General features: G+C 53.7%; 24 protein-coding genes. 18 read left to right on the top strand and 6 right to left on the bottom strand.

Annotated elements, in window-relative coordinates; genetic code table 11:
- Positions 1-23 precede the first annotated feature (23 nt).
- Positions 24-1,472, top strand: a complete 1,449-nt coding sequence (locus PCH01S_RS14195; RefSeq protein ID WP_042230309.1) for a nicotinate phosphoribosyltransferase — start codon at positions 24-26, stop codon at positions 1,470-1,472.
- A 110-nt stretch (positions 1,473-1,582) separates the two neighbouring features.
- Here the strand turns inward: PCH01S_RS14195 and PCH01S_RS14190 are convergent, their stop codons facing one another.
- The gene (locus tag PCH01S_RS14190) at positions 1,583-2,908 is read right to left on the bottom strand and encodes an MFS transporter (protein WP_042230307.1); all 1,326 of its coding nucleotides are present in this window, start codon (positions 2,906-2,908) and stop codon (positions 1,583-1,585) included.
- A gap of 233 nt (positions 2,909-3,141) precedes the next feature.
- On the opposite strand from PCH01S_RS14190, the gene PCH01S_RS14185 reads away from it, so the two are divergent.
- A complete protein-coding gene (locus PCH01S_RS14185; RefSeq protein ID WP_042230306.1) occupies positions 3,142-3,903 on the top strand; it encodes an NAD-dependent protein deacylase in 762 nt (253 codons plus the stop codon).
- A gap of 142 nt (positions 3,904-4,045) precedes the next feature.
- Positions 4,046-5,665: a phosphodiester glycosidase family protein gene (locus PCH01S_RS29315; RefSeq protein WP_053228713.1), complete on the top strand. Its 1,620-nt coding sequence runs from the start codon at positions 4,046-4,048 to the stop codon at positions 5,663-5,665.
- 374 nt (positions 5,666-6,039) lie between these two features.
- Here PCH01S_RS29315 and namA read toward each other — a convergent pair whose 3' ends face one another.
- The 4 genes from namA to PCH01S_RS14160 form a co-directional block, all read right to left on the bottom strand.
- Positions 6,040-7,050 (bottom strand): NADPH dehydrogenase NamA, encoded by a 1,011-nt coding sequence (namA, locus tag PCH01S_RS14175; protein ID WP_042230683.1) that lies wholly within the window; start codon positions 7,048-7,050, stop codon positions 6,040-6,042.
- A gap of 88 nt (positions 7,051-7,138) precedes the next feature.
- Entirely contained in the window at positions 7,139-7,885 is a 747-nt protein-coding gene (locus tag PCH01S_RS14170) for an amino acid ABC transporter ATP-binding protein (protein ID WP_042230305.1), read from the bottom strand.
- A gap of 9 nt (positions 7,886-7,894) precedes the next feature.
- Positions 7,895-8,572, bottom strand: a complete 678-nt coding sequence (locus PCH01S_RS14165; RefSeq protein ID WP_042230304.1) for an amino acid ABC transporter permease — start codon at positions 8,570-8,572, stop codon at positions 7,895-7,897.
- Positions 8,573-8,603: 31 nt separating this feature from the next.
- Positions 8,604-9,452, bottom strand: coding sequence for an amino acid ABC transporter substrate-binding protein (locus PCH01S_RS14160; protein WP_042230303.1), 849 nt, complete (start codon positions 9,450-9,452; stop codon positions 8,604-8,606).
- Positions 9,453-9,554: 102 nt separating this feature from the next.
- On the opposite strand from PCH01S_RS14160, the gene PCH01S_RS14155 reads away from it, so the two are divergent.
- The 12 genes from PCH01S_RS14155 (at position 9,555) to PCH01S_RS14105 (ending at position 19,161) form a co-directional block, all read left to right on the top strand.
- Entirely contained in the window at positions 9,555-9,950 is a 396-nt protein-coding gene (locus tag PCH01S_RS14155) for a YvaD family protein (RefSeq protein WP_174446815.1), read from the top strand.
- Between the two features lie 582 nt (positions 9,951-10,532).
- On the top strand, positions 10,533-11,549 hold the full coding sequence (locus PCH01S_RS14150) for an NAD-dependent epimerase/dehydratase family protein (protein ID WP_042230302.1): 1,017 nt from the start codon (positions 10,533-10,535) through the stop codon (positions 11,547-11,549).
- 2 nt (positions 11,550-11,551) lie between these two features.
- Complete coding sequence (locus PCH01S_RS14145) at positions 11,552-12,622, top strand: dihydrodipicolinate synthase family protein (RefSeq protein WP_042230299.1); 1,071 nt, start codon at positions 11,552-11,554, stop codon at positions 12,620-12,622.
- A 326-nt stretch (positions 12,623-12,948) separates the two neighbouring features.
- Positions 12,949-13,629 (top strand): L-serine ammonia-lyase, iron-sulfur-dependent subunit beta, encoded by a 681-nt coding sequence (gene sdaAB / locus PCH01S_RS14140; protein WP_042230297.1) that lies wholly within the window; start codon positions 12,949-12,951, stop codon positions 13,627-13,629.
- Positions 13,626-14,513 (top strand): L-serine ammonia-lyase, iron-sulfur-dependent, subunit alpha, encoded by an 888-nt coding sequence (gene sdaAA / locus PCH01S_RS14135; RefSeq protein ID WP_042230295.1) that lies wholly within the window; start codon positions 13,626-13,628, stop codon positions 14,511-14,513. Before sdaAB ends, sdaAA begins: the two co-directional genes overlap by 4 nt.
- Before the next feature lie 245 nt (positions 14,514-14,758).
- Positions 14,759-15,049, top strand: coding sequence for a hypothetical protein (locus PCH01S_RS30450; protein ID WP_129112531.1), 291 nt, complete (start codon positions 14,759-14,761; stop codon positions 15,047-15,049).
- The gene (locus PCH01S_RS14130) at positions 15,013-15,942 is read left to right on the top strand and encodes an ADP-ribosylglycohydrolase family protein (protein ID WP_042230293.1); all 930 of its coding nucleotides are present in this window, start codon (positions 15,013-15,015) and stop codon (positions 15,940-15,942) included. Before PCH01S_RS30450 ends, PCH01S_RS14130 begins: the two co-directional genes overlap by 37 nt.
- Positions 15,943-16,171: 229 nt before the next feature.
- Complete coding sequence (locus PCH01S_RS14125) at positions 16,172-16,765, top strand: hypothetical protein (RefSeq protein WP_042230291.1); 594 nt, start codon at positions 16,172-16,174, stop codon at positions 16,763-16,765.
- A gap of 242 nt (positions 16,766-17,007) precedes the next feature.
- The gene (locus tag PCH01S_RS14120; protein WP_241688725.1) at positions 17,008-17,319 is read left to right on the top strand and encodes a hypothetical protein; all 312 of its coding nucleotides are present in this window, start codon (positions 17,008-17,010) and stop codon (positions 17,317-17,319) included.
- A complete protein-coding gene (locus PCH01S_RS14115) occupies positions 17,309-17,659 on the top strand; it encodes an immunity 51 family protein (protein WP_042230287.1) in 351 nt (116 codons plus the stop codon). Before PCH01S_RS14120 ends, PCH01S_RS14115 begins: the two co-directional genes overlap by 11 nt.
- A gap of 200 nt (positions 17,660-17,859) precedes the next feature.
- Complete coding sequence (locus tag PCH01S_RS29790; protein ID WP_084706601.1) at positions 17,860-18,582, top strand: hypothetical protein; 723 nt, start codon at positions 17,860-17,862, stop codon at positions 18,580-18,582.
- 153 nt (positions 18,583-18,735) lie between these two features.
- Complete coding sequence (locus PCH01S_RS14105; RefSeq protein WP_042230286.1) at positions 18,736-19,161, top strand: SRPBCC family protein; 426 nt, start codon at positions 18,736-18,738, stop codon at positions 19,159-19,161.
- 94 nt (positions 19,162-19,255) lie between these two features.
- Here the strand turns inward: PCH01S_RS14105 and PCH01S_RS14100 are convergent, their stop codons facing one another.
- Complete coding sequence (locus PCH01S_RS14100) at positions 19,256-19,858, bottom strand: copper amine oxidase N-terminal domain-containing protein (RefSeq protein ID WP_042230285.1); 603 nt, start codon at positions 19,856-19,858, stop codon at positions 19,256-19,258.
- A 362-nt stretch (positions 19,859-20,220) separates the two neighbouring features.
- On the opposite strand from PCH01S_RS14100, the gene sigK reads away from it, so the two are divergent.
- From sigK to PCH01S_RS14085, 3 genes are all read left to right on the top strand, one after another.
- The gene (gene sigK / locus PCH01S_RS14095; protein ID WP_009673339.1) at positions 20,221-20,922 is read left to right on the top strand and encodes an RNA polymerase sporulation sigma factor SigK; all 702 of its coding nucleotides are present in this window, start codon (positions 20,221-20,223) and stop codon (positions 20,920-20,922) included.
- A 117-nt stretch (positions 20,923-21,039) separates the two neighbouring features.
- Positions 21,040-21,459: a helix-turn-helix domain-containing protein gene (locus tag PCH01S_RS29305; protein ID WP_053228711.1), complete on the top strand. Its 420-nt coding sequence runs from the start codon at positions 21,040-21,042 to the stop codon at positions 21,457-21,459.
- A 176-nt stretch (positions 21,460-21,635) separates the two neighbouring features.
- A complete protein-coding gene (locus PCH01S_RS14085) occupies positions 21,636-22,151 on the top strand; it encodes a DUF2569 domain-containing protein (RefSeq protein WP_042230282.1) in 516 nt (171 codons plus the stop codon).
- Positions 22,152-22,201: the final 50 nt, after the last annotated feature.

Genomic DNA, 22,201 nt, shown 5'->3' with positions numbered 1-22,201 from the left:
TCAGGAACAGGTGAGACGAATTCATGAGCAGCATACCGAATTTAACCTTACATACGGATAAGTATCAGATCAACATGATGTACGCCCACTGGAAGAACGGTTCCCACCGCCAGAAAGCGGTATTCGAAGCGTTCTTCCGGAAGCTTCCTTTCGGGAACGGATACGCGGTCTTTGCAGGTCTGCAGCGTCTCATCGACTATGTGCACCGTCTTAAGTTCGACGAGCCGGCTCTGCGCTATTTGAGCGAGCAGGAAGAGAATTACGACGAAGGGTTTCTGGAAGAATTAAAAGCGTTCCGCTTCGGCGGGTCGATCTACGCGATGGAGGAAGGAACGCTCGTTTTCGCGAACGAGCCGCTCGTACGGGTGGAAGGCACGATTTTCGAAACCCAACTGATCGAAACGGCGCTGCTGAATTTCATCAACTACCAGACGCTGATCGCGACGAAAGCTTCCCGCATCAAGAATGTGTCTCCGGACGATACGTTCCTGGAATTCGGCACGCGCCGGGCCCAGGAAGCGGACGCCGCGGTATGGGGAGCGCGGGCCTCTTATATCGCCGGCTTCGACGCCACCTCGAACGTGCTGGCCGGCATGATGTTCGGCATCCCTTCCAAAGGGACCCACGCCCATTCCTGGGTGCAGGGACACGCTACGGAGCAGGAAGCGTTCGATACATTCGCCGAGGCGCTGCCGAACCAGGTGACGCTGCTTGTGGACACGTACCATACCCTGAAAAGCGGCGTGCCGCATGCGATCCAAACGGCGAAAAAGATGGAAGAGCAGGGGAAACGGATGCAGGCGATCCGTCTGGACAGCGGAGATTTGGCTTATCTGTCCATCAAAGCCCGCAAAATGCTCGACGAAGCGGGGCTGGAGTACGTGAAAATCGTGGCGTCCAACGACCTCGACGAGAACACGATTTTGAATCTGAAGGCGCAGGGAGCCCGGATCGACACGTGGGGAGTGGGCACCCAACTGATTACCGCGGCTGACCAGCCTTCGCTCGGCGGCGTCTACAAGCTAGTGGCGATCGAGGAAAACGGCGTCATGGTGCCGAAGATCAAGATCTCCGGCAATCCAGAGAAAGTATCCACGCCGGGCTGGAAGGATGTCTACCGGATTATCGGCTCCGATACGGGCAAAGCTATCGCCGATTACATTGTGCTGCATGACGAGACGGACGTCCAGGAAGGCAGGAAGATCAAGCTTTTCGATCCCGTTCATCCGTATATTTATAAATATGTGGACGAGTATAAGGCGGTCAAGCTGCTGAAACCCGTCTTTGAAGACGGCAAGCAGGTATACGAGGTGCCTTCCTTGGAAGAAATGAGGGCTCATCACCGGAAGCAGCTCGACCAGTTCTGGCCGGAATATCTCCGCAAGCTGAACCCGGAGAAGTATGCGGTCGATCTCAGCACCAAGACGTGGGAAATGAAAATGAAAATGATTGAAAACTTCAATTTCGGCTGATTGATCAAAAGCCCCGTACCGGGGGACGAGTGCTTCGTCCTTCGGATACGGGGCTGCTTTTTGCATGCGGGGTGAAAGTCGTACGGAGAGACGGCCGGGCCTTCTACCGTTCAAACCGTTTCGTGCTGCTCCGGAATGCGCTTGTGCACAATGAGGCCGATGACGACCATAACCAGAAGGGAACCGAGCGCGACCCGGCTGGCCAAGGTGCCCTGATCCTGGAGCAGGAAGGTAATCGTCCCGTATAGGAGGGGCCCCACAATCGAGGACACTTTGCCGGAGAAGGCGAAGAGGCCGAAGAACTGGCCGCGTTTGTCCGCGGGCGAGAGCTCCACGATCAAGGTACGCGAGGTCACCCACATGGAGCCCATGGAAATCCCGTAGATGACGCCGGCCGCCCAGAACATAGGCTCGTTGACGGCTGTCGTTCCCAGGCCGATGGCGACGATCAGCAGCAGGGCGACATAGACGACCGCGCGCTTGGCCCCGTATTTCCGGGTCAGGTAACCGAAGACGAAGGAACCGAATATGCTCGAAACGGTCGCCACGAGATACAAGACGAGGAATCTGACAGTTGAAAAGCCGACCACGGTTTTGGCGTACACGGCCATCACGGAGATGGCGGTCTGCAGGGCATCGTTGAAAAAGAAGTAGGCCACCATGAAAAGAAAAATAGGCCGGTATTTCTTCATTTCTTTGAAAGTTGCCGCAATTTCCTTATAGCCGCTTAAAAATCCGGTCTGCACGCCGGAACGGGGTGCGGGAGCCGCCTCTTTGTAGAAGAGGATAAGCGGCAGCGCAAAAAGCAGATAAAGCAGCGCGCTGGGCAGGAAGGTCTGCTCATACTGCTGCCCGCTTGCCAGCGGATACACGGAGAGCCCGATCAGGGTACCGATATAGCCGAGCGCGACGCCGAACCCCGAGATGAGAGGAATTTCCCTGGAATTTCCCAGATCGGAAATCATCGCGTCATAGAACACGACCGACGAGCTGAAAAAGAATTTGGCGATGACGAAAAAGAACAGGACGCCCGCCACGGCAAGGGGAAGCCCCAAAAACGAGGCGCTGCTGTACCAGTTGGCGGATAATGCCATGAGCAGCGTAAATCCTATCGCGAGCAGCGTAAACGGGACCATAAGGCTTTTCTTGCGGCCGGTACGGTCCATCCAGACGCCGTACAGCGGACTGAGCAGAACGATGAGCAGGCCCGAGAGGGCGTTGGAATACGTAATGAACGTGCTGGCCACCTGGTCCATCCGCGCATCGCCGCCGATCACCTGGGTCAAGTAAAACGGGAAGAACAACGTGACGATGTTGGAGGAGAAAATCGTGTTGGCCACATCGTTTAATCCCCAGGAGAGAACGGGCCTGGACAGAAAAAGCTTGCGTCCTTTCGCAGGGAGGGGCGCCGGTGTGACCGGGTTCGTTTGAGACATGAGGCACCTTCCTTTTCACGGGTTAAAAAATGTTAGTGCTGGTTTAAATCGGATTTTTTCTTGTACACACTTATTCGCCCGGCTTTACCGGAATTCCTCTCCTTTTACCTAATATTTGCAATCGCTTTCTGAAAGGTTCCTGAAATAAGGTACAATGAGGAGGAACCTTTTTAAAAATTCCGGGCCGGCTAAAGGCCGGGCTTCTACTTATTCCAATTCAGGGAGGGCTCAAAATGAGCGATCTGCCATCGTTTGAAACCCATACGGAGAATCTCCGCCGTTTGATCGCTGAAAGCGAGCGCATCGTGTTCTTCGGCGGTGCGGGTACTTCCACGGAAAGCGGGATTCCCGATTTCCGCTCTTCAAGCGGCTTGTACAACAGCGGGGCGGAGTACGACTATCCGCCGGAAGTGATGCTGAGCCGCAGCTTTTTTATCCGTGAGCCGGAGAAGTTCTACGCCTTCTATAGGGGCGAGATGCTTCACCCGGCGGCCAGGCCGAATCCGGCCCATCTGGCGCTTGCGGAGCTGGAGCGCAGCGGCAGGCTTACCGCCGTCATCACGCAGAATATCGACGGACTCCATCAGCTTGCCGGAAGCAAGTGCGTTCTGGAGCTGCACGGCTCCGTGCTCCGGAACAAATGCCTCTCCTGTGGCGAAGGCTACGGACTGGAAGCGGTCATGGAAAGCATCGAGACGGTGCCCCGCTGCACGGAGTGCGGAGGCATCATCAAGCCGGACGTCGTCCTCTACGAGGAAGGGCTGGATGCGCATGTGCTGGGCGAAGCGGCGGCTCAAATCGCCGCGGCCGATTTGCTGATCGTCGGCGGCACCTCGCTGACGGTTCAACCTGCCGCAGGCATGGTAGGCCGGTTCCGCGGAGGCCGTCTGGCCCTGATCAACCTGGACCCGACTCCATACGATTCGCACGCTTCCTGTATTATCCGGGAGCCGATCGGAAAAGTACTGGCGCCTTTTGCGGAAAAAAGGGCATAAACGGCTTTTTCGAGAAGAGAAGGACTGATTCAGGAAGGAATCCGGCGGGGCGGGCAGCGAATTTCTTTCGACAGGTGCGAAACGCGGTTCGACGGTTGAACCGGACGGAGCCGGATTACAAAGTCAAAGGAGACATGACAGCATGAGACGCGGTCTGGATATAGCAGGATACGCTTTTTCCCGGTTGGGTAAACGGGGGAGTTTAACGGAAGGCGCCGGCAAGCGGAAAGCGCAATCGGATGTGGCAGGAGCGGAGGTTTTGAATGAAGGCGGCGGCCGAAAGGGTCCCGGGACAAAAGCGATGTACGCCGGAGCCAAGGGAGCTTTGCGTATGGGAGCGGCCGCGCTGCTGATCGGCGGCATCCTGTTCGCGGCGGGCCCTGCCCGCCAAGCTCTTGCCGACGATGCGGTCACAAGCGGCAGCAGGCAAATAAACGCGGGCGGGAAGAGCTTCTCCGTCAAATGGGTGCGCGTCGATGTGACGGACCCTTATCTCGAGGTGGTGCCCGTTACGGCCTCGCGCGGCATCGGGTACGATGAGAGCTTCTCGTCCATGATTGCCAGGACGGGGGCGGTCGCCGCGGTGAACGGGACTTTTTTCAATGCGTATGAAAAAGACGCTTCGATCCGTTATCCGAACGGCCTTATGCTGAAAGACGGGGAGCTGCTGCATTCCGGGGAGAACCAGTCCCTGATTGTCGATGCGGACAAGACGGTGGATATCCGGAAGCTGAAAATGTCCTACACGATTACGGCGACTCACGGGGGCAAGGATTATACGTTTTCTCCATGGGGGACCAATAAAGATTACGGCGATTCCCAGCCGGACCAGGTCGTCTGGTTTACGCCCGAATACAAAGCCGCCGTCAGCAAGAGCGGAACGACGAAAGTGGTGGTGCGGGACGGCGTCATCACGGCCATTACCGGCGATGCCGTGTACGTACCGTACGACGGGTACGTTTGTCTGATCGGAAACAGCTCGAACAACAAGAACAACCTGCTTCCTCACCTCCATGTGGGCGATACCGTCAAAACGAAGCTGGAAGTGACGGAGAACGGCCAGCGCGTTCAAGGAGCGGAGCTGTGGCAGAGCGCCACGGGGGTCGGACCCAAGCTCGTGACCGGAGGCAAGGTGGATATCGACCCTGCCCGGGACGGCTTCACCGATCCGAAAATCACGAAGCAGGCCGCTATGCGCAGCTTTGTGGGCGCGGATGCCCAGGGCAGACTCGTCATGGGGACGGTTAACGGCGCAACGATGAACGATCTCGCACAGATTGCGCTTTCGATGGGCTTGACCGATGCCATGAACATGGACGGCGGGGCCAGCTCGGGGCTGTACGCCAACGGAAGCATGCTGACGGCCCCCGGACGGGCTCTGAGCAACGCGCTTGTGGTGAAGAGACACGCGACCCCGCAGGTGCAGGTTGCGGTGAACGGCCAGTTGTCCGCGGGCTTCAAAGGGTTTATCGGCGGTGAGACGACGATGGTCCCCATGCGCCCTTTGCTGAACGCGATGAATACCGAGTACAAGTGGGACAACGCGGCGCATTCCCTGACCTTGAAGAAGGGGGACGTCGAGATGGTCATGACCGTCGGCAGTTATTATATCCGCGTCAACGGCACGGATTACTGGGTGCCTGCGGCGCCGCAGCTGCTGGATAATTATTTGTATGTTCCTTTGCGTTTCACGGCCGAGAAGATCGGGGCGGAGGTCAAGTGGAATCAGAGCTTGTACCGGGCCGACATTGTGCTTCCCTAAACTTATTCGTCACGTCCCTGCCGTCAGGCGGGGGCTTTTTTTATGGCTTCACCTGCGCAGTGCTGCGGTAGTTCGGGGAGCCGGGAGGGGCTGCTGGCGCTGCAAGACACGGGCGTCGGTAGACATGCAGGCAGCTTAGCGCAGCGGCAGGCGCGGTATGCGTGCTGGGAGCGTAGTGCGTCGGCAAGCGTCTATATGTGGGAAGGTAGCGTATGCGCAGCGGCAGGCGTTCGTAGGCGTGCAGGTGGTGTATGTGCAGCACGATAGGTGCGGTGGGCGTGCCAGAAGAGTAGGCGCAGATGCGTCCGTACGCAAAAAAGCCGGCCCGGCACACGGACTCTTCATGAGTCCGGTGCCGGCCGGCTTAAGCCGCGTTACCAGGCGCGCGTGTACTGCTTCGGGGCAAACGCGGGCTCGAATCCGAGCTCTCGCGCTGCCGTGCGGGGCCAGTACGGATCTCTCAGCAGCTCGCGGCCGATGAAGATGAGATCGGCCTGTCCGCGCTCCAGAATATCCTCGGCCTGCTTGCCGCCCGTAATAAGGCCCACCGCCCCTGTCGGAATGACGGCCGTGTTCTTGATCTGGTCGGCCAGGGATACCTGGTAGCCCGGGTAGACGTCGATCTTGGCGGGAACGACGCCGCCGGAGGAGCAGTCGATGAGATCGACGCCCTGCTCCTTCATGAGGGAGGCGAAGAACGCGTAGTCTTGTATGCTGTTCCCGTTCGGGTCGTACTCATCCGCCGAGACGCGGACGAAGAGCGGGCCGTCCCACTGTTCTCTAACGGCGTTGATGATCTCTTGCAGGAAACGGTAGCGGTTCTGCCTGCTTCCCCCGTATTCATCCGTCCGGTGATTGGAGAGGGGCGAGAGGAATTCGTTGATGAGGTAGCCGTGAGCGCCGTGAATTTCAATCACGTCGAATCCGGCGGCTTTCGCTCTCTTGGCCGCGTCGGCAAATGCCCTGACGGTCTCGGAAATCTGCGCCGCCGTCATTTCTTCCGGCGTCTTGCCGCCGGGAAAAGGGATGGCGGACGGAGCGGCGATCGGCCCGTCCAGCTCCGCTTTGCGTCCGGCGTGCGCGATCTGGATGCCCGCCTTCGATCCGTGGCTGCGGATCAGCCCGACCAGCTCGCGCAGCCCCTCGATGTGGCCGTCGCTCCAGATGCCCAGATCCTGCGGAGAGATGCGGCCCTGCTCCGTCACGGCGGAGGCTTCCAGGATGAGCAGGCCGGTGCCCCCGACCGCTCTGGAAGCGTAATGGGTCCGGTGCCAGTCGGTCACTTTGCCGTCCCGGTTTTCGCAGGAATACATGCACATCGGCGACATGACGATCCGGTTGGGAAGGGTAACGTTCCCGATAGTAAACGGTTCGAACAATTTCATGGAAAATCCCGCCTTTCCGACAAATTTATGTACGCTGCTCGTTCCATTATACTCCTCACCCCATGCTCCGATCAAAAAACAGCGAGGGCTAGCCTCCGGAAATTCGGTGCAGAAAGCGCCGGGTCCTCTCTTGGGACGGCGAGTCCAGCACCTGCGCCGGAGAGCCTTCCTCGACGATGACCCCGCCGTCCACGAACACGATGCGGTCGGCGACGTCGCGGGCGAACTTCATCTCGTGGGTGACGATGACCATTGTCATTCCTTCGCGCGCGAGCTGCCGGATGACCTCAAGGACATCTCCCACGAGCTCCGGATCAAGCGCCGAGGTCGGCTCGTCGAACAGCAGAACGAGCGGGTTCATCGCCATGGCGCGGGCGATCCCGACACGCTGCTGCTGGCCCCCGGACAACTGGTGGGGGTACAGCCCGGCTTTATCGCCAAGCCCGACCTTGGCGAGCAGTTCTTGCGCCCTGTCCCGCGCCTCGGCGGCCCGCTTCCCCTGTACCGTGACGGGCCCCTCCATGACATTGGCCAGCGCGGTCATGTGGGGGAACAGCTCGTACGACTGGAACACCATGCCCGTCTGCCTGCGCAGGGTCAGGATGTCCTGGGAAGATGGCTTCCTGCCGCCGGTAAAGTCCAGCCCGGCATCGCCGATCCGAAGCGTTCCGGCGTCCGGCACTTCCAAGAGATTGATGCAGCGGAGGAGCGTCGTTTTGCCGGAGCCCGAGGGTCCGATGACGACGACGGTCTCGCCGCGGGCGACGTTCAGGCTGATGCCGCGAAGGACTTCCTGGGACTGAAACTGTTTTTTCAGGTGGGAGAGTTCGATCATAAGAGCCTCCTATCTGGCGGCGTAACGGTCGAAGCGCCGTTCCAGCCGCCGCTGGGCATACGTGAGTACCGTGCTGAACAGCAAATACAGAAGAGCCGCCTCGCAGTAGAGCAGCATGGGCTCATAATACATCGCCGTCCTCTGCTGGGCAATCTGGAACAGCTCCGTCAGCGTAATCGTAGCCGCAAGCGACGTGTCCTTCACCAGAGAGATGAAGGAATTGGACAAAGGGGGGACCGAAACCCGTGCGGCCTGGGGCAGAACAATCCGGCGCAGAGCCTGTCTTCGGGTCATCCCGATGGAGTAGGCGGCCTCCCACTGTCCCCGTGAAATGGACAAAATGGCGGCGCGGATGACTTCGGAGTTATAGGCGCCCACACTCAGCGTAAAAGCCAGCACGGCGGCCGGGAACGCATCAATGGTCCAGCCCAGGCTGGGCAGGCCGTAATAGATGATGAACAACTGCACGAGAAGCGGGGTCCCCCGGATGATCCAAACATAAAAAGCCGCGATCCCCGCCAAGAGGCTCCAGCGCGAAAGCCTCGCCAAGGCTGTTCCGAACGCGAGGACCAGACCGAGCGCAAAGGAGATCAGCGTCAAGGTGACCGTGTACTGCAGTCCCGCTTTCAGCATCGGCCAAAGCGATTCCATAAAAATGTGAAGCAGCCGTTCGCTGCGCTCGGACATACGATTTCAACCCCGTTTCGTCATGTGCTTGTTACTTGGACACGTCCGTTCCGAACCATTTGTTCGAAATGCTCAGGTAAGTGCCGTCCTTTTTCATGGAAGCCAGCGCTTCGTTGACGGCTTTAGCCAGATCGTTGTTGTTTTTATTAAAGAGGAAAGCGCTCTGGGATGCTTCCGTCGTTTCCGCGACGACCTTGATCGGCGCATCGGGCTTCTGCTTTTTGAAATCGAGGTAGGACAGGTTGTCGTTGATGGTCGCATCGATCCGTTTGGAAATGAGCAGCTCGATCGCCTGATTGAACCCTTCGATCGCGACGATCTCCGCTCCGTTCTTCTTGGCGATATCCGCGAGGTTGCTGGTGAGGGACTGCCCGGATTTTTTGCCTTTCAGGTCCGCGAGTTTCGTAATGTCCTTGTTGTCTTCGCGCACGATAAGAACCGCTTTGGAGATGATGTACGGATCGGAGAAATCATACTTTTCTTTGCGGTCTTCGCGGATGGACACCTCGTTGGCTACGAGATCGAAACGTTTGGCATCCAGCCCGGCGAGCATGCCGTTCCAGTTCGTTTCCTGAAACTCCGCCTGGACGCCGAGTCTTTTCGCCACTTCTTCCGCGAGTTCCACGTCGAATCCCGTCAGTTTGCCGGATTTATCGTGGAATGTGAAAGGGGCGTAGGTGCCTTCCGTGCCGATGCGGATTTTTCCGGCGGATTTGATCGCGTCCAGTGTGCCCGCTCCTGCGGCAGGAGTGGCGGCTCCGGGCGAGGGCGAAGGAGATGGCGCGGGCGCGGGGGTAGCGGTTTTGCCGCACCCGCCGAGCAGCAGGGTACAGGCGAATACGGCGGTCAGAGCGATGCCGCCTTTGCGGAAAAATTTCATTTGTCTAGGCCTCCAGTAACTTGTTATATTTTGTATAGGTTTCCTTAACCGCTCGGAATTATGAATGAGATTCCCAAAAGTTTTCGTCACGGAGGTTGTATCATGAAAGGGCTGAAGCCGTTTTTTTTCGTTACGGACATCGGATTTATCGTGTACTGGCTGGTTACGTTTTTCCATCTGCTCCCGGATAGCGCGTTGTTCAAAGATTACGACAATCCCGTCATCGTCGCGTGGAACTGGTCCTTCTTTCCTCTGGATCTTCTTATTTCGTTTACGGGGCTGCTCAGTATCTATCTTCAAAGGAATAAAAGGGCGGCATGGCGCAATTGGGCGCTCATTTCTCTGGTCCTGACGTTCTGCTCGGGTCTGCAGGCGATCGCATTCTGGGGATTCAGGGGGGATTTCGACGCGGCCTGGTGGGCCTTCAACTTGTATTTAATGATCTATCCGCTGTTCTTCCTGCGGTACTTTATCGCGCGGGAGCCGTCTTCGGCGTAAGGATGCAAGGGAAAAAGAGGACAAGGCAAAGCCCCCGGTTATACGCCGGAGGGCTTTTTTGCTGTCAGCAGAATATATTATCGTCGGTGGCCGAAGCTTCATGCGCTATAGCGGTTGCGGTCAGGGCAGGGAGAAAAACGGAGGCCGCCCTTGTGCACCGCTCCTCTCCTGCAAGGGACATGAGAGGGGAGCGGGAACGTAGGACATGACCGTGAGCAGGTTCTGTGTGCAGAAGCGGGAGGGCTGTCGAAGAGCAAGAGATTCAGTCGAGAGAAGGCGTTGTTTTCTCAATTGCTGCGCATATTTAGACTGATTAGAGATGGTTGTCTCTAATTCATGCGTTCAAGCAGGAGAACCACAGCGGCGAATAAATAGAAAAAAGATCGGAATTTTTGCGATAACTTAATAAGTTATGAAATTAATTATTGTTAATAGTCTTATTCGACTTCCTTAAGATGAGCTTCCCGTGTATCCGATTTAGAGACAAATTATCGTATTAATAAGACAATTTAAAGACCTTGTCTTTATATAATCCGGCATGAAATACTGGAACTATCTTGGGAAGCAGAAAGGGAGACCTGTATGAAAACCGTTCAAGAACTGGAAGCGAAACTGGCGAAGCCTTCTGAGGCGCTTATCAACGATATGGCCAATCTGGAGGGGGATATTATGCTCCTCGGGATCGGGGGTAAGATGGGGCCGAGCTTGGCTAGGCTGGCGATGAACGCCATTAAAGATGCGGGCGTGGACAAAAAAGTATACGGGGCTTCCCGGTTCTCATCCGGCGGCTTGCGGGAAGAGCTTGAGGGAGACGGGGTCAAGACGTTTGCAGTGGACCTTCTTGACGACGAACAGCTCCGGGGACTGCCGGACGTGAAAAATATCATCTACATGGCGGGCAATAAATTCGGAACGACAGGCAACGAGCATTTTACCTGGGCGATGAATTCGTATTTGCCGGGACGCGTAGCCGAGAAATACCGGGATTCGAGAATCGTCGTGTTTTCAACGGGGAACGTTTATCCGATCACACCGGTTCACCAAGGGGGCGCCACGGAGAGCACACCACCCGCATCCGTCGGGGAATACGGTCAGTCCAGTCTGGGACGGGAGCGGGTGTTCACGTACTTTTCGCACAAATATAACATTCCGATGGCGATCTACCGGTTGAATTACGCCATTGATATGCGCTATGGAGTGCTGCTTGAAATCGCCAAATCCGTCAAAGCGGGCAAGCCGATCGACATTACGATGGGGCACGCGAACGTGATCTGGCAGGGAGACGCGAACGAAATCGCTATCCGCTGTCTGAATCATTGCAGCACGCCTCCTGCGGTGTTTAACGTCACGGGGCCCGAGACGCTTTCGCTTCGCTGGGTCGCAAATGAATTCGGCAGCAGGCTCGGCGTGGAGCCGATCTTCGAAGGACGCGAGTCGGATACGGCGCTGCTGAGCAATTCGTCGAAGGCAAGCCGGACGTTCGGCTATCCGAAAGTGTCCGTTCTGCAAATGATCGACTGGATTGCGGAGTGGGTGGAGGCGGACGGCCATACGTGGAACAAACCGACCCATTTTCAGGAGAGAGAGGGGAAATTCTGATCATGGCAGCCCGAAAAAACTTAAGCCCCGACATGCTGGCCGCGCTGCATGACGGTGTGGCGATTCCGGCCCATCCTCTCGCGCTCGACGAGAATAGGCAGTTCGATGAAAAGCACCAGCGGGCGCTGACCCGCTACTATATCGCATCGGGAGCCGGCGGAATCGCCGTCGGCGTCCATTCCACCCAGTTCGAGATCCGCGACGAGGAGGTCGGACTGCTGGAGCCGGTTTTGCGGCTTGCGGCGGAGGAAGTGGAAAGAGCGGACCTCCGGCGTCCTTTTTTCAAAATCGCGGGAATCTGCGGCCCCACAGAGCAGGCGGTCCGGGAAGCGGAGCTGGCCGTAAAGCTCGGCTATGATATCGGATTGCTGAGCATGGGCGGCTTAACAGGATACGACGAAGCTCAAGTTCTGGAGCGGACCCGCGCTGTCGCCGAGTTTATTCCGGTGTTCGGATTTTACCTCCAGCCTTCGGTCGGCGGACGAATTTTCAGCTTCGATTTCTGGAGGCAGTTCGCGGACATTCCGGGCGTCGTGGCGATCAAAATGGCGCCGTTCAACCGCTACCAGACGATTGACGTCGTACGGGCGGTCTGCTGCTCGGAGCGCAGGGACGAAATTGCGCTGTATACGGGCAACGACGACAGCATTGTCACGGATTTGCTGACGAATTACCGGTTTCAGGTGAACGGGCAGACGGTAGAGAAAAAAATCGTCGGCGGCTTGCTGGGGCACTGGGCCGTCTGGACGCATAAAGCGGTGGAGCTGCTGGAAGCGGTCAAAAAAATCAGAGACAACCGCGATATTCCGGCGGAATGGCTGACGCGGAACCTTGAGGTGACAGACGCGAACGCGGCGTTTTTCGACCCGGCTCATCATTTCGAGGGCTGTATTCCGGGCATCCACGAAGTGCTGCGCAGGCAGGGGCTTTTGCAGGGCCGCTGGTGCCTCAACCCGAGCGAAGAACTCTCTCTGGGACAAATGGAGGAAATCGACCGCGTTTACCGGGATTATCCTCATTTGAACGACGACGAGTTCGTGAAAGCGAACCTCAGTGAGTGGCTTGCGGACTAATCGCGTTTATGGAGTTCGTGAGTATGCGGGCGCATCCAGGCCAAGTTTCCGTTAGCTGTTGTTGGCCGTTTTATCTCATTCCGCCCTTTATGGCGCGTTCTTCCGGCAGTCTGCCGATAGTTCCGCCATCCGTTCTGCCGACAGCTAAACTCCGCTTTGAAAATGTGCGGCCCGTTACAAGATCCGGCAGTTGAATAGAGACGAGAATCGCAATAGAATAGGAATTAGGTGCTGGTCAATTAATTGAAGGGATCAGCCCGGCCGAGCGGAAAAGCGTGTAAACGCTGCCGCCCTGCTAAAATGATTAGGACAGGGAGGAATACTGGGTGCGGTTCAAAGATGTTTTTTCGATTATCGGTCCTTCGATGATCGGCCCATCGAGCTCCCATACGGCCGGAGCTATCCGTCTCGGGCGGGTGGCCAGGCAGCTATTCGGTCAGCAGCCGGACAAAGCCGAGCTGACTTTCTACGGGTCTTTTGCCGATACGTACCGCGGCCACGGGACAGATTTGGCGATTGTCGGCGGCCTGCTCGACTATGAGACGGACAACAGCCGGATTCCGGATTCACTGGAGGATGCGGAAGCGGCGGGAGTCGAAATCGTTTTTCATACGAGCAAAGGGCTGACCGTTCATCCGAATACAGCGAAAATCGTTCTCTATGCCGGCGGCCAGGAATTGAGCATGGTCGGCGCATCGATAGGCGGAGGCAACATCGAAATTCTCGGGGTTAACCAATTCGATCTCAAATTCACGGGAGAATTCCCGACGCTGGTCGTTTCTCATCATGACCGGCCCGGAATGATCGCCGATATTACCGCTATTTTGCAGAAACACAATGTCAATATCGGGTATATGGATCTGGACCGCAAAGGCCGCGACGGCGATGCCATGACGGTGATTGAAGCGGATTCCGTGATTACGGATGAGCTGATCGGAGAGATTTTGCGGCTGAGCGAGGTAGACGGAGTGAAGATCGTGGATCTGAAGGAAAGAGGGCAATCATGAGATTTCGGACGCTTAAAGAACTGGCGGATATTTGCACGGCCGAGAACAAATCGATTTCCGAGTTTATGCTGGAGGAACAGGCGAAAGAATCCGGCCGCAGCACGGAGCAGGAATTCGGCAAGATGGCCGCTTACTACAAGATCATGAAGGAAGCGGTGCAAAAAGGTCTCACTGAGGATACGACGTCCCGCAGCGGACTGACCGGCATGGACGCCCAGCGCGTCATGAGTTACATGTCCGGTTCCGTTCCGTCCGTGGGCGAGGAAGCGTGCCGGGCGATGGCCTACGCGCTTGCGGTGTCCGAAGTGAACGCGTCCATGGGACGCGTCATCGCGACACCGACCGCAGGCTCCTGCGGCATAATCCCCGGCGTGTTCGTCAGCGCCCAGCAGCGGTTCGGCTGGGATGACGAACACCTCGTGATGGGCCTGTTCAGCGCCGGCGCCATCGGCTACATCATCGCGAACAACTCGTTCGTGTCCGGCGCCGAGGGAGGCTGCCAGGCCGAGGTCGGTTCCGCCATCGGCATGGCGGCGGGTGCGATGGTCGAGCTGCGCGGCGGAACGCCGGCGCAGGCGGTGCACGCCGTCGGCTTGGCGCTGAAAAACACGCTCGGGCTCATCTGCGATCCCGTCGGCGGCCTCGTGGAGATTCCGTGCATCGTCCGCAACGGCTTCGGCGCCGTCAATGCGCTGGCCGCCGCGGACATGGCCCTTGCCGGCGTGCGCAGCGCGATTCCGTCCGACGAAGTCATCCAGGTGATGTACGAGGCCGGGTCCGCTATGCCGGAGAAGTACAGGGAAACGGCCAAGGGCGGTTTGGCCCAGACGCCGACGGGCAAGAAAATGATGCAGGAGCTGAAGCTCAGCCGCAAACGTACTTAGAGGTTGTGAGCCGGATGGAAGTCCTGTTTCAATACATGTTCGTCTAGGGCATGGAACCGTCTCTGCCTACAGGGGATGAAAGTAGTACACCTCTCGCATGGTGAACCACTGTAATATAGTGCCTTACCGCGTGCCGTAGGCTCGTATGGTGCATCACAGACACGTCCGGACTGCCGGGCGTGTCTTTTTTATATACGTGCGGAAGCCAGGGGGAAGGTGCAGAGAATCAAGGAAGGGACGAGGCTGTGAATGAGCATCGTCATGCGGACCTCTCACCGTGGCACTGCGCGCAGCTCCCGAACGCGCTGTGTGGCGCCGTATGCTGGCGGTTACCCGCACCGGAACTGCGCGCGATGCGCCGCAAGACGGCGGGCACCTGCAACGGAACTGGTGTGATGTGCCGCAGTACACAGCCGGCTTGTTTTAAAGCGGAGAAAGGAGATCGGCCGCCCGCTGAAGAATTTTTATACATACAACTAAGCTGGGAGGCTGAAACGTTATGGAACTTAGCCTGGATCGATTTCACGGCTGCCTAGCCGGTCTCGCCGCGGGCGATGCGCTAGGGACGGCGGTGGAGTTCAGCAGACCGGGGACGTTCGAACCCCTTCGGGACATGGTCGGCGGCGGCGTGTTCGGCCTGAAACCGGGCCAGTGGACCGACGATACGTCCATGGCGCTGTGTCTGGCCGAAAGTCTGCTGGCAGCGGGTGGCTTCGATCCCGTTGATCAGATGAACCGGTATGTAAGCTGGTTCAGAGAAGGATACATGAGCAGCACGGGCACGTGCTTCGACATCGGAAACGCGACGAGAGAAGCGCTGCTGCTCTTCGAGCGTACCGGAGAGCCCTTCTGCGGCTCGCTCGACCCGTATTCCGCCGGCAACGGCTCCATTATGAGGCTGGCTCCCGTGCCGATGTTCTATGCCGCCGATCCGGCAGCGGCCGTCGGCTTCGCGGTGCAGAGCTCCCGCACGACGCACGGCACGGCGGAGTGCCTGCAGGCGTGCGGGCTGCTCGCCTGCTACCTTCTCGCGGGCCTGCACGGCTGGAGCAAGGCGGAGCTTCTTGCGCCGGATGCTTACCGCGAATGGACGGCAGCGGCGGGGCTGGAGCTGTCCGGCGGACTCGCCGAGATCCTCGGCGGGTCTTACCGGCGCAAGGAGCCGCCGGCGATCAAGGGCTCCGGCTATGTCGTCCAGTCGCTGGAAGCGGCTTTGTGGGCTTTCGACAAGTCCTCAAGTTTTGAGGAAGGGGCGCTTCTGGCCGTTAATCTGGGCGACGATGCGGATACGACCGGAGCCGTTTACGGGCAGATTGCCGGGGCTTACTACGGCTATGGCGGCATACCCGAGCCGTGGCGGGAGAAGCTGGCGATGCGCGGGAAGATCGGGGAGATAGCGCGGAATCTGCACGATTTGCAGCGTGCTTAATGCTTGTTTAATAATGTGTGTTGTCAGAATTAACTACAACAATTTGACACGATGCCTATAGTGTTTGTTGGATCGGGCCTGTCAAGAAGGTATTTGGGGTCTGAGGATTGGACGGGGCTTTTGAAAAAAAATTGCGAGAAATTGCCGAAGGGTTATGGTTCCTATCAAAGTAAGGCTTCGAGTAATAACGCAGAAGGTGTATAAAGGAAAATGGTGATGATAGAACGATATGGACACTAAAAAAAATATTGAAAATATCAGCCTATTAAAAGAGAAAATGTCTGATTGGCGTAAATTGAGTGATGAAGAGCTGTTTCTTGCTGTAAAAGAGTTTGAGAAAATGCCCAGGTTAGAGGTTTCAATTTATTATCAAGATTTATTTAATGATCCAAAGTTTTCTAAAACCCTTCTTGATATCTATAATAAGCATAAGGATAATACTAAACTTGTAGTTCTGCTTGTTTCAGCAATTGGGAATATGATTCAGAGGTATGATCTTCCGGAAAGTAAGGAAATTTACGAGTTCATGCTGGAAAATTCTGATAAAAGTAAGATAGGACCTTATGTCGCAATATTCCTGCCTAGATTGAAGAATTTTGAAAGTTACGATAAAAAGTGGGAATATTTTATGAATATTAAAAAAATGTCACCCAAAAAAGTAGCCGAAAGTTCTTTTGAAACTATAATGGATTTGTATTTAGAAAAAATTCCGGAACACTATAAAACTGAGGCCATACAATATTTTAATAAAAAAGTAGAAGAGTCTAACAATGAATACGGTAAACAATATTATCAGGATATCATTAATAAAATCAAGAGTTAATTAGGGTTTGCTGAATGCTCGAAAAATCGCTAAAAACCGCGTTACAACAAGGGGTTTGAGCTCATCCTGTCGAAATTATATGCAAAGAAAACACAGGAAGTAGCAGCGAAACCTTGCAGACGGATTGACAAGCGTGTATAAGCCGACCGAGCATCTGGACAACCAAGACGCTCAGTTTTTCAACTCCTAGGAGGAAGTGTTTTAAAATAAAAATATTCAGTACGGCACCAGAAGGAAATGAATTGGCACAATATGTTGGAGTAGATTATATTAAATTTTCTATTTCGACAATTGAGAGCGTAACTGATTGGATGAAAAAAAATGATAATATTGCTCAACCACTTCTAGCAAATATCGATTTATTGGTAATGATTTCTCGTAAATATACGACAGATGCTAATTTGTTGTTAGAAAAAAGAAAAATACAAGAATGGAAACAGGTTTTTAATGATTGGTTTGCACGTTGTGAAAGCAAAATACCTGCTAAATATAGAGAGGGTATAAAAGAAAATGGCGATGAACTTTTCAAGGAGTTAGAACAATATGGACACTAATAATTTTGAAGAAACTATTAAACCCTTCTTCTGGGTAGCCCATAAAAGTAGTTTTTCTGTATGTTTGAACGCAGGAAGCTATAAACCGGAAATTTTTGAAACAAGAGAAGATGAAGGCTTTGAGGGAAATGGTTATGATTGGGGATCTTTAGCACGAGTTTTTTTAGATGAAAGAAAACCGCATCTGGCAGAATATGTGAGGTTTGATCCTGAAGCAGGAATGTTTTGTGCCTATTCTTCAAATCCTGAAAGCTTAAAAGAATTTATTGTAGACTTTAAAAAAGCCTGTGAAGATGATGCTGTAATAAATGATTTATTTTCAAGAGCAGAATTGGATTAGTAAACGGCTTCGGGAGAACTTGGAGCGTCACACCGATATCCATCGAAGCGATAAGCTGAACAGAGAAGCCGTCAGAGGCTTCTTTTTTATTTTCCGGCGTGCGAAAAGAATAGGGAAAAAGTGCAAAATTTTCCCTCTAAAACGAACCGGATTCTGCTATACTAAAAGTCTTGAAACTACACGGGAGGCTGTAACTTTTTATGTGGAATTCGATTGGCATGTTAAGTTTACTCGGTTGTGTGGCTTTGTTCGTATGGGCCGTTGTCGCCGTTATCCGGAAAAACGGAAAAGCCAAAAATATTTTTATGGGGTCCGGGGCCTGTTTCGTGCTGATGATCGTGGGCGCGGTAAATGCGGGACCCGAGAAGCCCTTAAACGTGCCGTTGTCGACGCCAGCCGGTGCCAAAGTGCCGTCTGCGGACCAGACCCCCGTTGTCACGCCTGAGCAGGGAACGCAGACGCAGCAGGGCGGCTCATCTACCGACGAAAACCGGGAAGACGATGCCGATACGGACACCACGGTCATCGTACCGTATAAGACGGCAAAGCCGACCGTGACGCCTAGGCCAACCGTGACACCCAAGCCGACGGCAAAAATATCGCCTGCACCGTCCGTATCGCCGACGATTAAACCCGGGGCATCTAACACGCCAAAACCGACGGCAACGAACACGTCAAAACCGACGGCGTCGCCAACGGCAAAACCGGGAACCACGCTATCGCCCAAACCGACCGCATCTCCATCGCCTAAGCCTGCGGCTTCCGCTTCGCCGAAACCCGCGGCAACGCAGAAACCGACGCCGAAGCCGACATCCAAGCCGGAGACCGCCACCGCCAAACCGACTCCGACGCCGGCGACCAAACCGTCTACACCTTCGCCGCCTTCCACGCCGAAACCGACTCCGAAAACGTCGAAGGGATGAGGGCGGGGGCTCTCTTTTTATAGTGGGAGTTTTTAATCTGTTTTTCATATGAATCATCGGTAATATTGGGTGTTTTTTGAACTATCGTTTCCCGTTTGCACAGTGGTATAATTATCGATAGTACAAATCTAATAGAGTGGGGCGGTAATTAGAATGGAAACCGGCGATAAAGTAACAATAACGGTAGAAGCCACAGTTCATGCTCCCGTTGAAAAAGTGTGGGAATATTGGACAGAACCACAGCATATAACGAAATGGTCTTTTGCTTCTGATGACTGGCATGCCCCGAAAGCCGAAAACGATTTAAGGGTTGGCGGAAAATTTCTCACAAGGATGGAAGCGAAAGATGGAAGTTTTGGATTTGAATTCGGTGGAGAATATGATGAAATCAGAATAAACGAATTGATTTCTTACACGCTTGGAGACGGAAGAAACGTTACGATCACGTTTATTGGTCAAGAAAATAACACCAAGGTAATTGAAGCTTTTGAAGCGGAAGCCGCCAATTCCGTTGAGATGCAGAAAGCAGGATGGCAGGCGATTCTAGATAATTTTAAAAAGTATAGTGAATCTGTTTAAAGAAAATTAAAAATTCGTTCAAAGCAACGGAATCGTTTGTAAGAATATAGAAGAAAGGGGCCTCAATCGAGGGCCCCTTTTTTTAATACTTGGTTTATGAATCTAGCTCGCTCTCTTCTTCTATATCCTCTCTAATCAGGGTATCGAAAAACTGAGTTTCCGTTAGTTTACCGTTATAAAAAGCTCGAGCATTGTCGGTTGTTCCTTCTACGGATTGATTGAGCATATCAGCGAAAATAAAATCAGTAGTTCCCAGAGTGATTGCTTGCTTGGCTATTTCCTTGACTGTCTCATTATATTCATTTTCATTCCCCATAAAGAATACACCCTCATAAATAGCAATGAATTCCGTGTGGCCGGATCCATCCGTATGGTAATCAACCGAATGAATATTGTAGTTCTTTAAATGCCTTGCTATCTCATCCAGGCTTTTAAAAGTCGGCGATGCTTCTATTTCCGCCGTATAAGTATTCTGATCCCACTTCACTTCTGCTCCCAGTGCCTCAGAAACGGCTCTCACAGGAAGCATGGTGGTTCCGTCCAAATTGATCCCAGGTACTTCGCTTTTGACTTCATTGCCGTTAACCGTGACCTTGACGATGGCATTTCCTTTGTAAACTCCATTAATGCTTGATGCAGATACGACCCCTGCGAACACACTAAACGCAGCAACAAGCATGATAATTTTCTTTTTCATCTTCTATCTCCATTCTAAAAATAGGTACAAACCTCATTTAAGCATATTTTTCCAATACGGGAAATGGTGTTATTTTGTCGAAAAAAGGTGAAAAAACGATATTCCAACTAACCGCGCTCAGTGCATAAATATCGAGAACCTGATGCATCTTCGGTCAGCTACAGCCGGCGAGTTCCCGTACAACTTCTTCCGATAGACAAGGAAGGGAATGAGATCACCTTTTTATCGGTATTCATTCCTTCGAATCCCTCCGCACCAATTCCGCCCGTACAGGCACAATTAGGCACCTGCCCTCATACAATGAGAAGACCGCAGCCGTTAATCCATGGTTGGTACGGGAATTGGAGCAGGAGGTGTCCTCTTTGCCAGGATTGTTTAGCGCCATTGCTTTTTTCATCAAAGAACTGACACTGCTGGTATCGTACGTCAAGAACAACGCGTTCCCGCAGCCCCTCACCGAGGCGGAAGAAAGCAAGTATCTGCAAAAAATGGCGGAAGGCGATGCCCACGCCCGCAATTTGCTCATCGAACATAATCTTCGGCTTGTTGCACATATCGTCAAGAAGTTTGACAACACCGGCGAGGATCTGGAAGACCTCATTTCGATCGGAACGATCGGCCTCATCAAAGCGATCGAGAGCTTTTCCCCGACCAAAGGGACCAAGCTGGCGACTTTCGCGGCAAGATGTATAGAAAATGAAATCCTGATGCACTTGCGTTCCCTCAAAAAGACCCGGAAGGACGTTTCTTTACACGATCCGATAGGAACCGACAAGGAGGGCAACGAAATCACCCTCATAGATATCCTAGGCACAGAAGCGGATGACGTTGTCGACAAGGTGCAGCTCAAGATCGAGAAAAGCAAAATTTACCGCAACCTCGATATTTTGGACGAACGTGAAAAAGAAGTGGTGGTCGGACGGTTCGGGCTGGAGCACGGCGGTGAAGAGCGGACCCAGCGGGAAATCGCGAAGGAACTGGGAATCTCACGGAGTTATGTTTCACGCATCGAGAAACGCGCGCTGATGAAGCTGTATCACGAGTTTTACAAAGCGAAGCGGTGAATCGGACTTATCTGCAAGGAATGATCCCCTCGTGATGAGGGTTTTTTTATTTTTTTCTTGTAAAACATGTAGCACATAATGTACTATATAAGAAAAGAGGTTGGGAGGCGTTCCAGATTGACGACTTTAGGAGAAGTACTAAAAAATCTTCGCGGTAAAGAAAGCCTGAGAGAGGCTGGGCAGCGTGCCGGTGTCAGTCACAGCTATTTGCGCTATGTCGAGAAAGGGGTCGATCCCAGAACCGGTGCCGCATTGCGGCCTTCTCCGGAAACGTTAAAGCGTCTGGCCAAAGCATACAATTATCCTTATCAGCAACTGATGAATATGGCGGGGTACTCGGGTACGGAAACCGGTGAGACGGAAACGAACTATCTCTACCTTTTTGACCAAGAAACGCTGGAGCGTTTTGATGAACTGAGCGAGGGAGATAAGCTGTTTATCGTATCGCAGTTCGAAAGTTCCGTTAAGTACTTTTACAACAACCATCTTGCTTCAAAAGAAGCAGCTTCCGGCAACACTCCGGTGGAACGTACCTAAATCTTCCGTCAGCAAAAGATCATCAGCGAGCCCGCGCTTCATACCATATCTTGAAAGACCTTGCATGAGGTCTTTTTTTCTTTAGCATTTTCGACAAAATAACCCCATATTCAATGGTTGCAAAATATGCTTGAATGAACGAAGAAGTAATTTATAGGAAAAGAGCGGATCGGAATATGGAACCTTTTGTCAGAGATTTAAATCAAAACGGAAAAGAGGTTTATGAGGACGATTATACGCGACCGGGGATATCGGGATTTGGCGGTTGGTTGATTGTGTTTTCGATCGGGTTAATTCTAACATTTATTTACGCCGTCTATAGCTTGGTCGATTATGTATGGCCCATGGTTGAGTCAGGGGAAGTTGCCGATTATTTCAGCTACTATCCGGCTTTGGGCGCGGCTGTTTTGGTGGAGACGGTTTCGCATCTGTTCTATGCGGTATGTCCATTGGTTCTCGGCTACTTGTGCTTCAAACAAAAACGGCTTTTTAAAACGATGTCCATCGCTTACCTGCTGCTAAGCTTATTGCTTTCTACCGTTGCTTATTTCGCTTACTTGTCCGTTTCCGAATTGGCTTCCGATTTTGTGGATGGGGCCTTGAGAGATTTGATAAAAAACGGGATCACCTGTCTGATTTGGACTTTGTATTTTGTGAAATCGGAGCGTGTTAGGAATACGTATGTCGTTTGACGAGAGGAATAAAGCGGCTGAGATTTGTCCGAGCTGTATCCACTATCCTT

It is taken from the genome of Paenibacillus chitinolyticus NBRC 15660 (genome assembly GCF_000739915.1).
GTDB classification, from domain to species: domain Bacteria; phylum Bacillota; class Bacilli; order Paenibacillales; family NBRC-103111; genus Paenibacillus_F; species Paenibacillus_F chitinolyticus.
Note: the sequence above shows the minus strand (reverse complement) of the source record. Positions and strands in the feature narration are given on the sequence as shown.

Excerpts from the sequence above, each read along its gene's own strand:
- PCH01S_RS14195 (WP_042230309.1), top strand. The coding sequence starts at position 24 with ATGAGCAGCATACCGAATTTAACCTTACATACGGATAAGTATCAGATC.
- PCH01S_RS14190 (WP_042230307.1), bottom strand. The coding sequence starts at position 2,908 with ATGTCTCAAACGAACCCGGTCACACCGGCGCCCCTCCCTGCGAAAGGA.
- PCH01S_RS14185 (WP_042230306.1), top strand. The coding sequence starts at position 3,142 with ATGAGCGATCTGCCATCGTTTGAAACCCATACGGAGAATCTCCGCCGT.
- PCH01S_RS29315 (WP_053228713.1), top strand. The coding sequence starts at position 4,046 with ATGAGACGCGGTCTGGATATAGCAGGATACGCTTTTTCCCGGTTGGGT.
- namA (WP_042230683.1), bottom strand. The coding sequence starts at position 7,050 with ATGAAATTGTTCGAACCGTTTACTATCGGGAACGTTACCCTTCCCAAC.
- PCH01S_RS14170 (WP_042230305.1), bottom strand. The coding sequence starts at position 7,885 with ATGATCGAACTCTCCCACCTGAAAAAACAGTTTCAGTCCCAGGAAGTC.
- PCH01S_RS14165 (WP_042230304.1), bottom strand. The coding sequence starts at position 8,572 with ATGTCCGAGCGCAGCGAACGGCTGCTTCACATTTTTATGGAATCGCTT.
- PCH01S_RS14160 (WP_042230303.1), bottom strand. The coding sequence starts at position 9,452 with ATGAAATTTTTCCGCAAAGGCGGCATCGCTCTGACCGCCGTATTCGCC.
- PCH01S_RS14155 (WP_174446815.1), top strand. The coding sequence starts at position 9,555 with ATGAAAGGGCTGAAGCCGTTTTTTTTCGTTACGGACATCGGATTTATC.
- PCH01S_RS14150 (WP_042230302.1), top strand. The coding sequence starts at position 10,533 with ATGAAAACCGTTCAAGAACTGGAAGCGAAACTGGCGAAGCCTTCTGAG.
- PCH01S_RS14145 (WP_042230299.1), top strand. The coding sequence starts at position 11,552 with ATGGCAGCCCGAAAAAACTTAAGCCCCGACATGCTGGCCGCGCTGCAT.
- sdaAA (WP_042230295.1), top strand. The coding sequence starts at position 13,626 with ATGAGATTTCGGACGCTTAAAGAACTGGCGGATATTTGCACGGCCGAG.
- PCH01S_RS14130 (WP_042230293.1), top strand. The coding sequence starts at position 15,013 with ATGGAACTTAGCCTGGATCGATTTCACGGCTGCCTAGCCGGTCTCGCC.
- PCH01S_RS14125 (WP_042230291.1), top strand. The coding sequence starts at position 16,172 with ATGGACACTAAAAAAAATATTGAAAATATCAGCCTATTAAAAGAGAAA.
- PCH01S_RS14115 (WP_042230287.1), top strand. The coding sequence starts at position 17,309 with ATGGACACTAATAATTTTGAAGAAACTATTAAACCCTTCTTCTGGGTA.
- PCH01S_RS29790 (WP_084706601.1), top strand. The coding sequence starts at position 17,860 with ATGTGGAATTCGATTGGCATGTTAAGTTTACTCGGTTGTGTGGCTTTG.
- PCH01S_RS14105 (WP_042230286.1), top strand. The coding sequence starts at position 18,736 with ATGGAAACCGGCGATAAAGTAACAATAACGGTAGAAGCCACAGTTCAT.
- PCH01S_RS14100 (WP_042230285.1), bottom strand. The coding sequence starts at position 19,858 with ATGAAAAAGAAAATTATCATGCTTGTTGCTGCGTTTAGTGTGTTCGCA.
- PCH01S_RS14085 (WP_042230282.1), top strand. The coding sequence starts at position 21,636 with ATGGAACCTTTTGTCAGAGATTTAAATCAAAACGGAAAAGAGGTTTAT.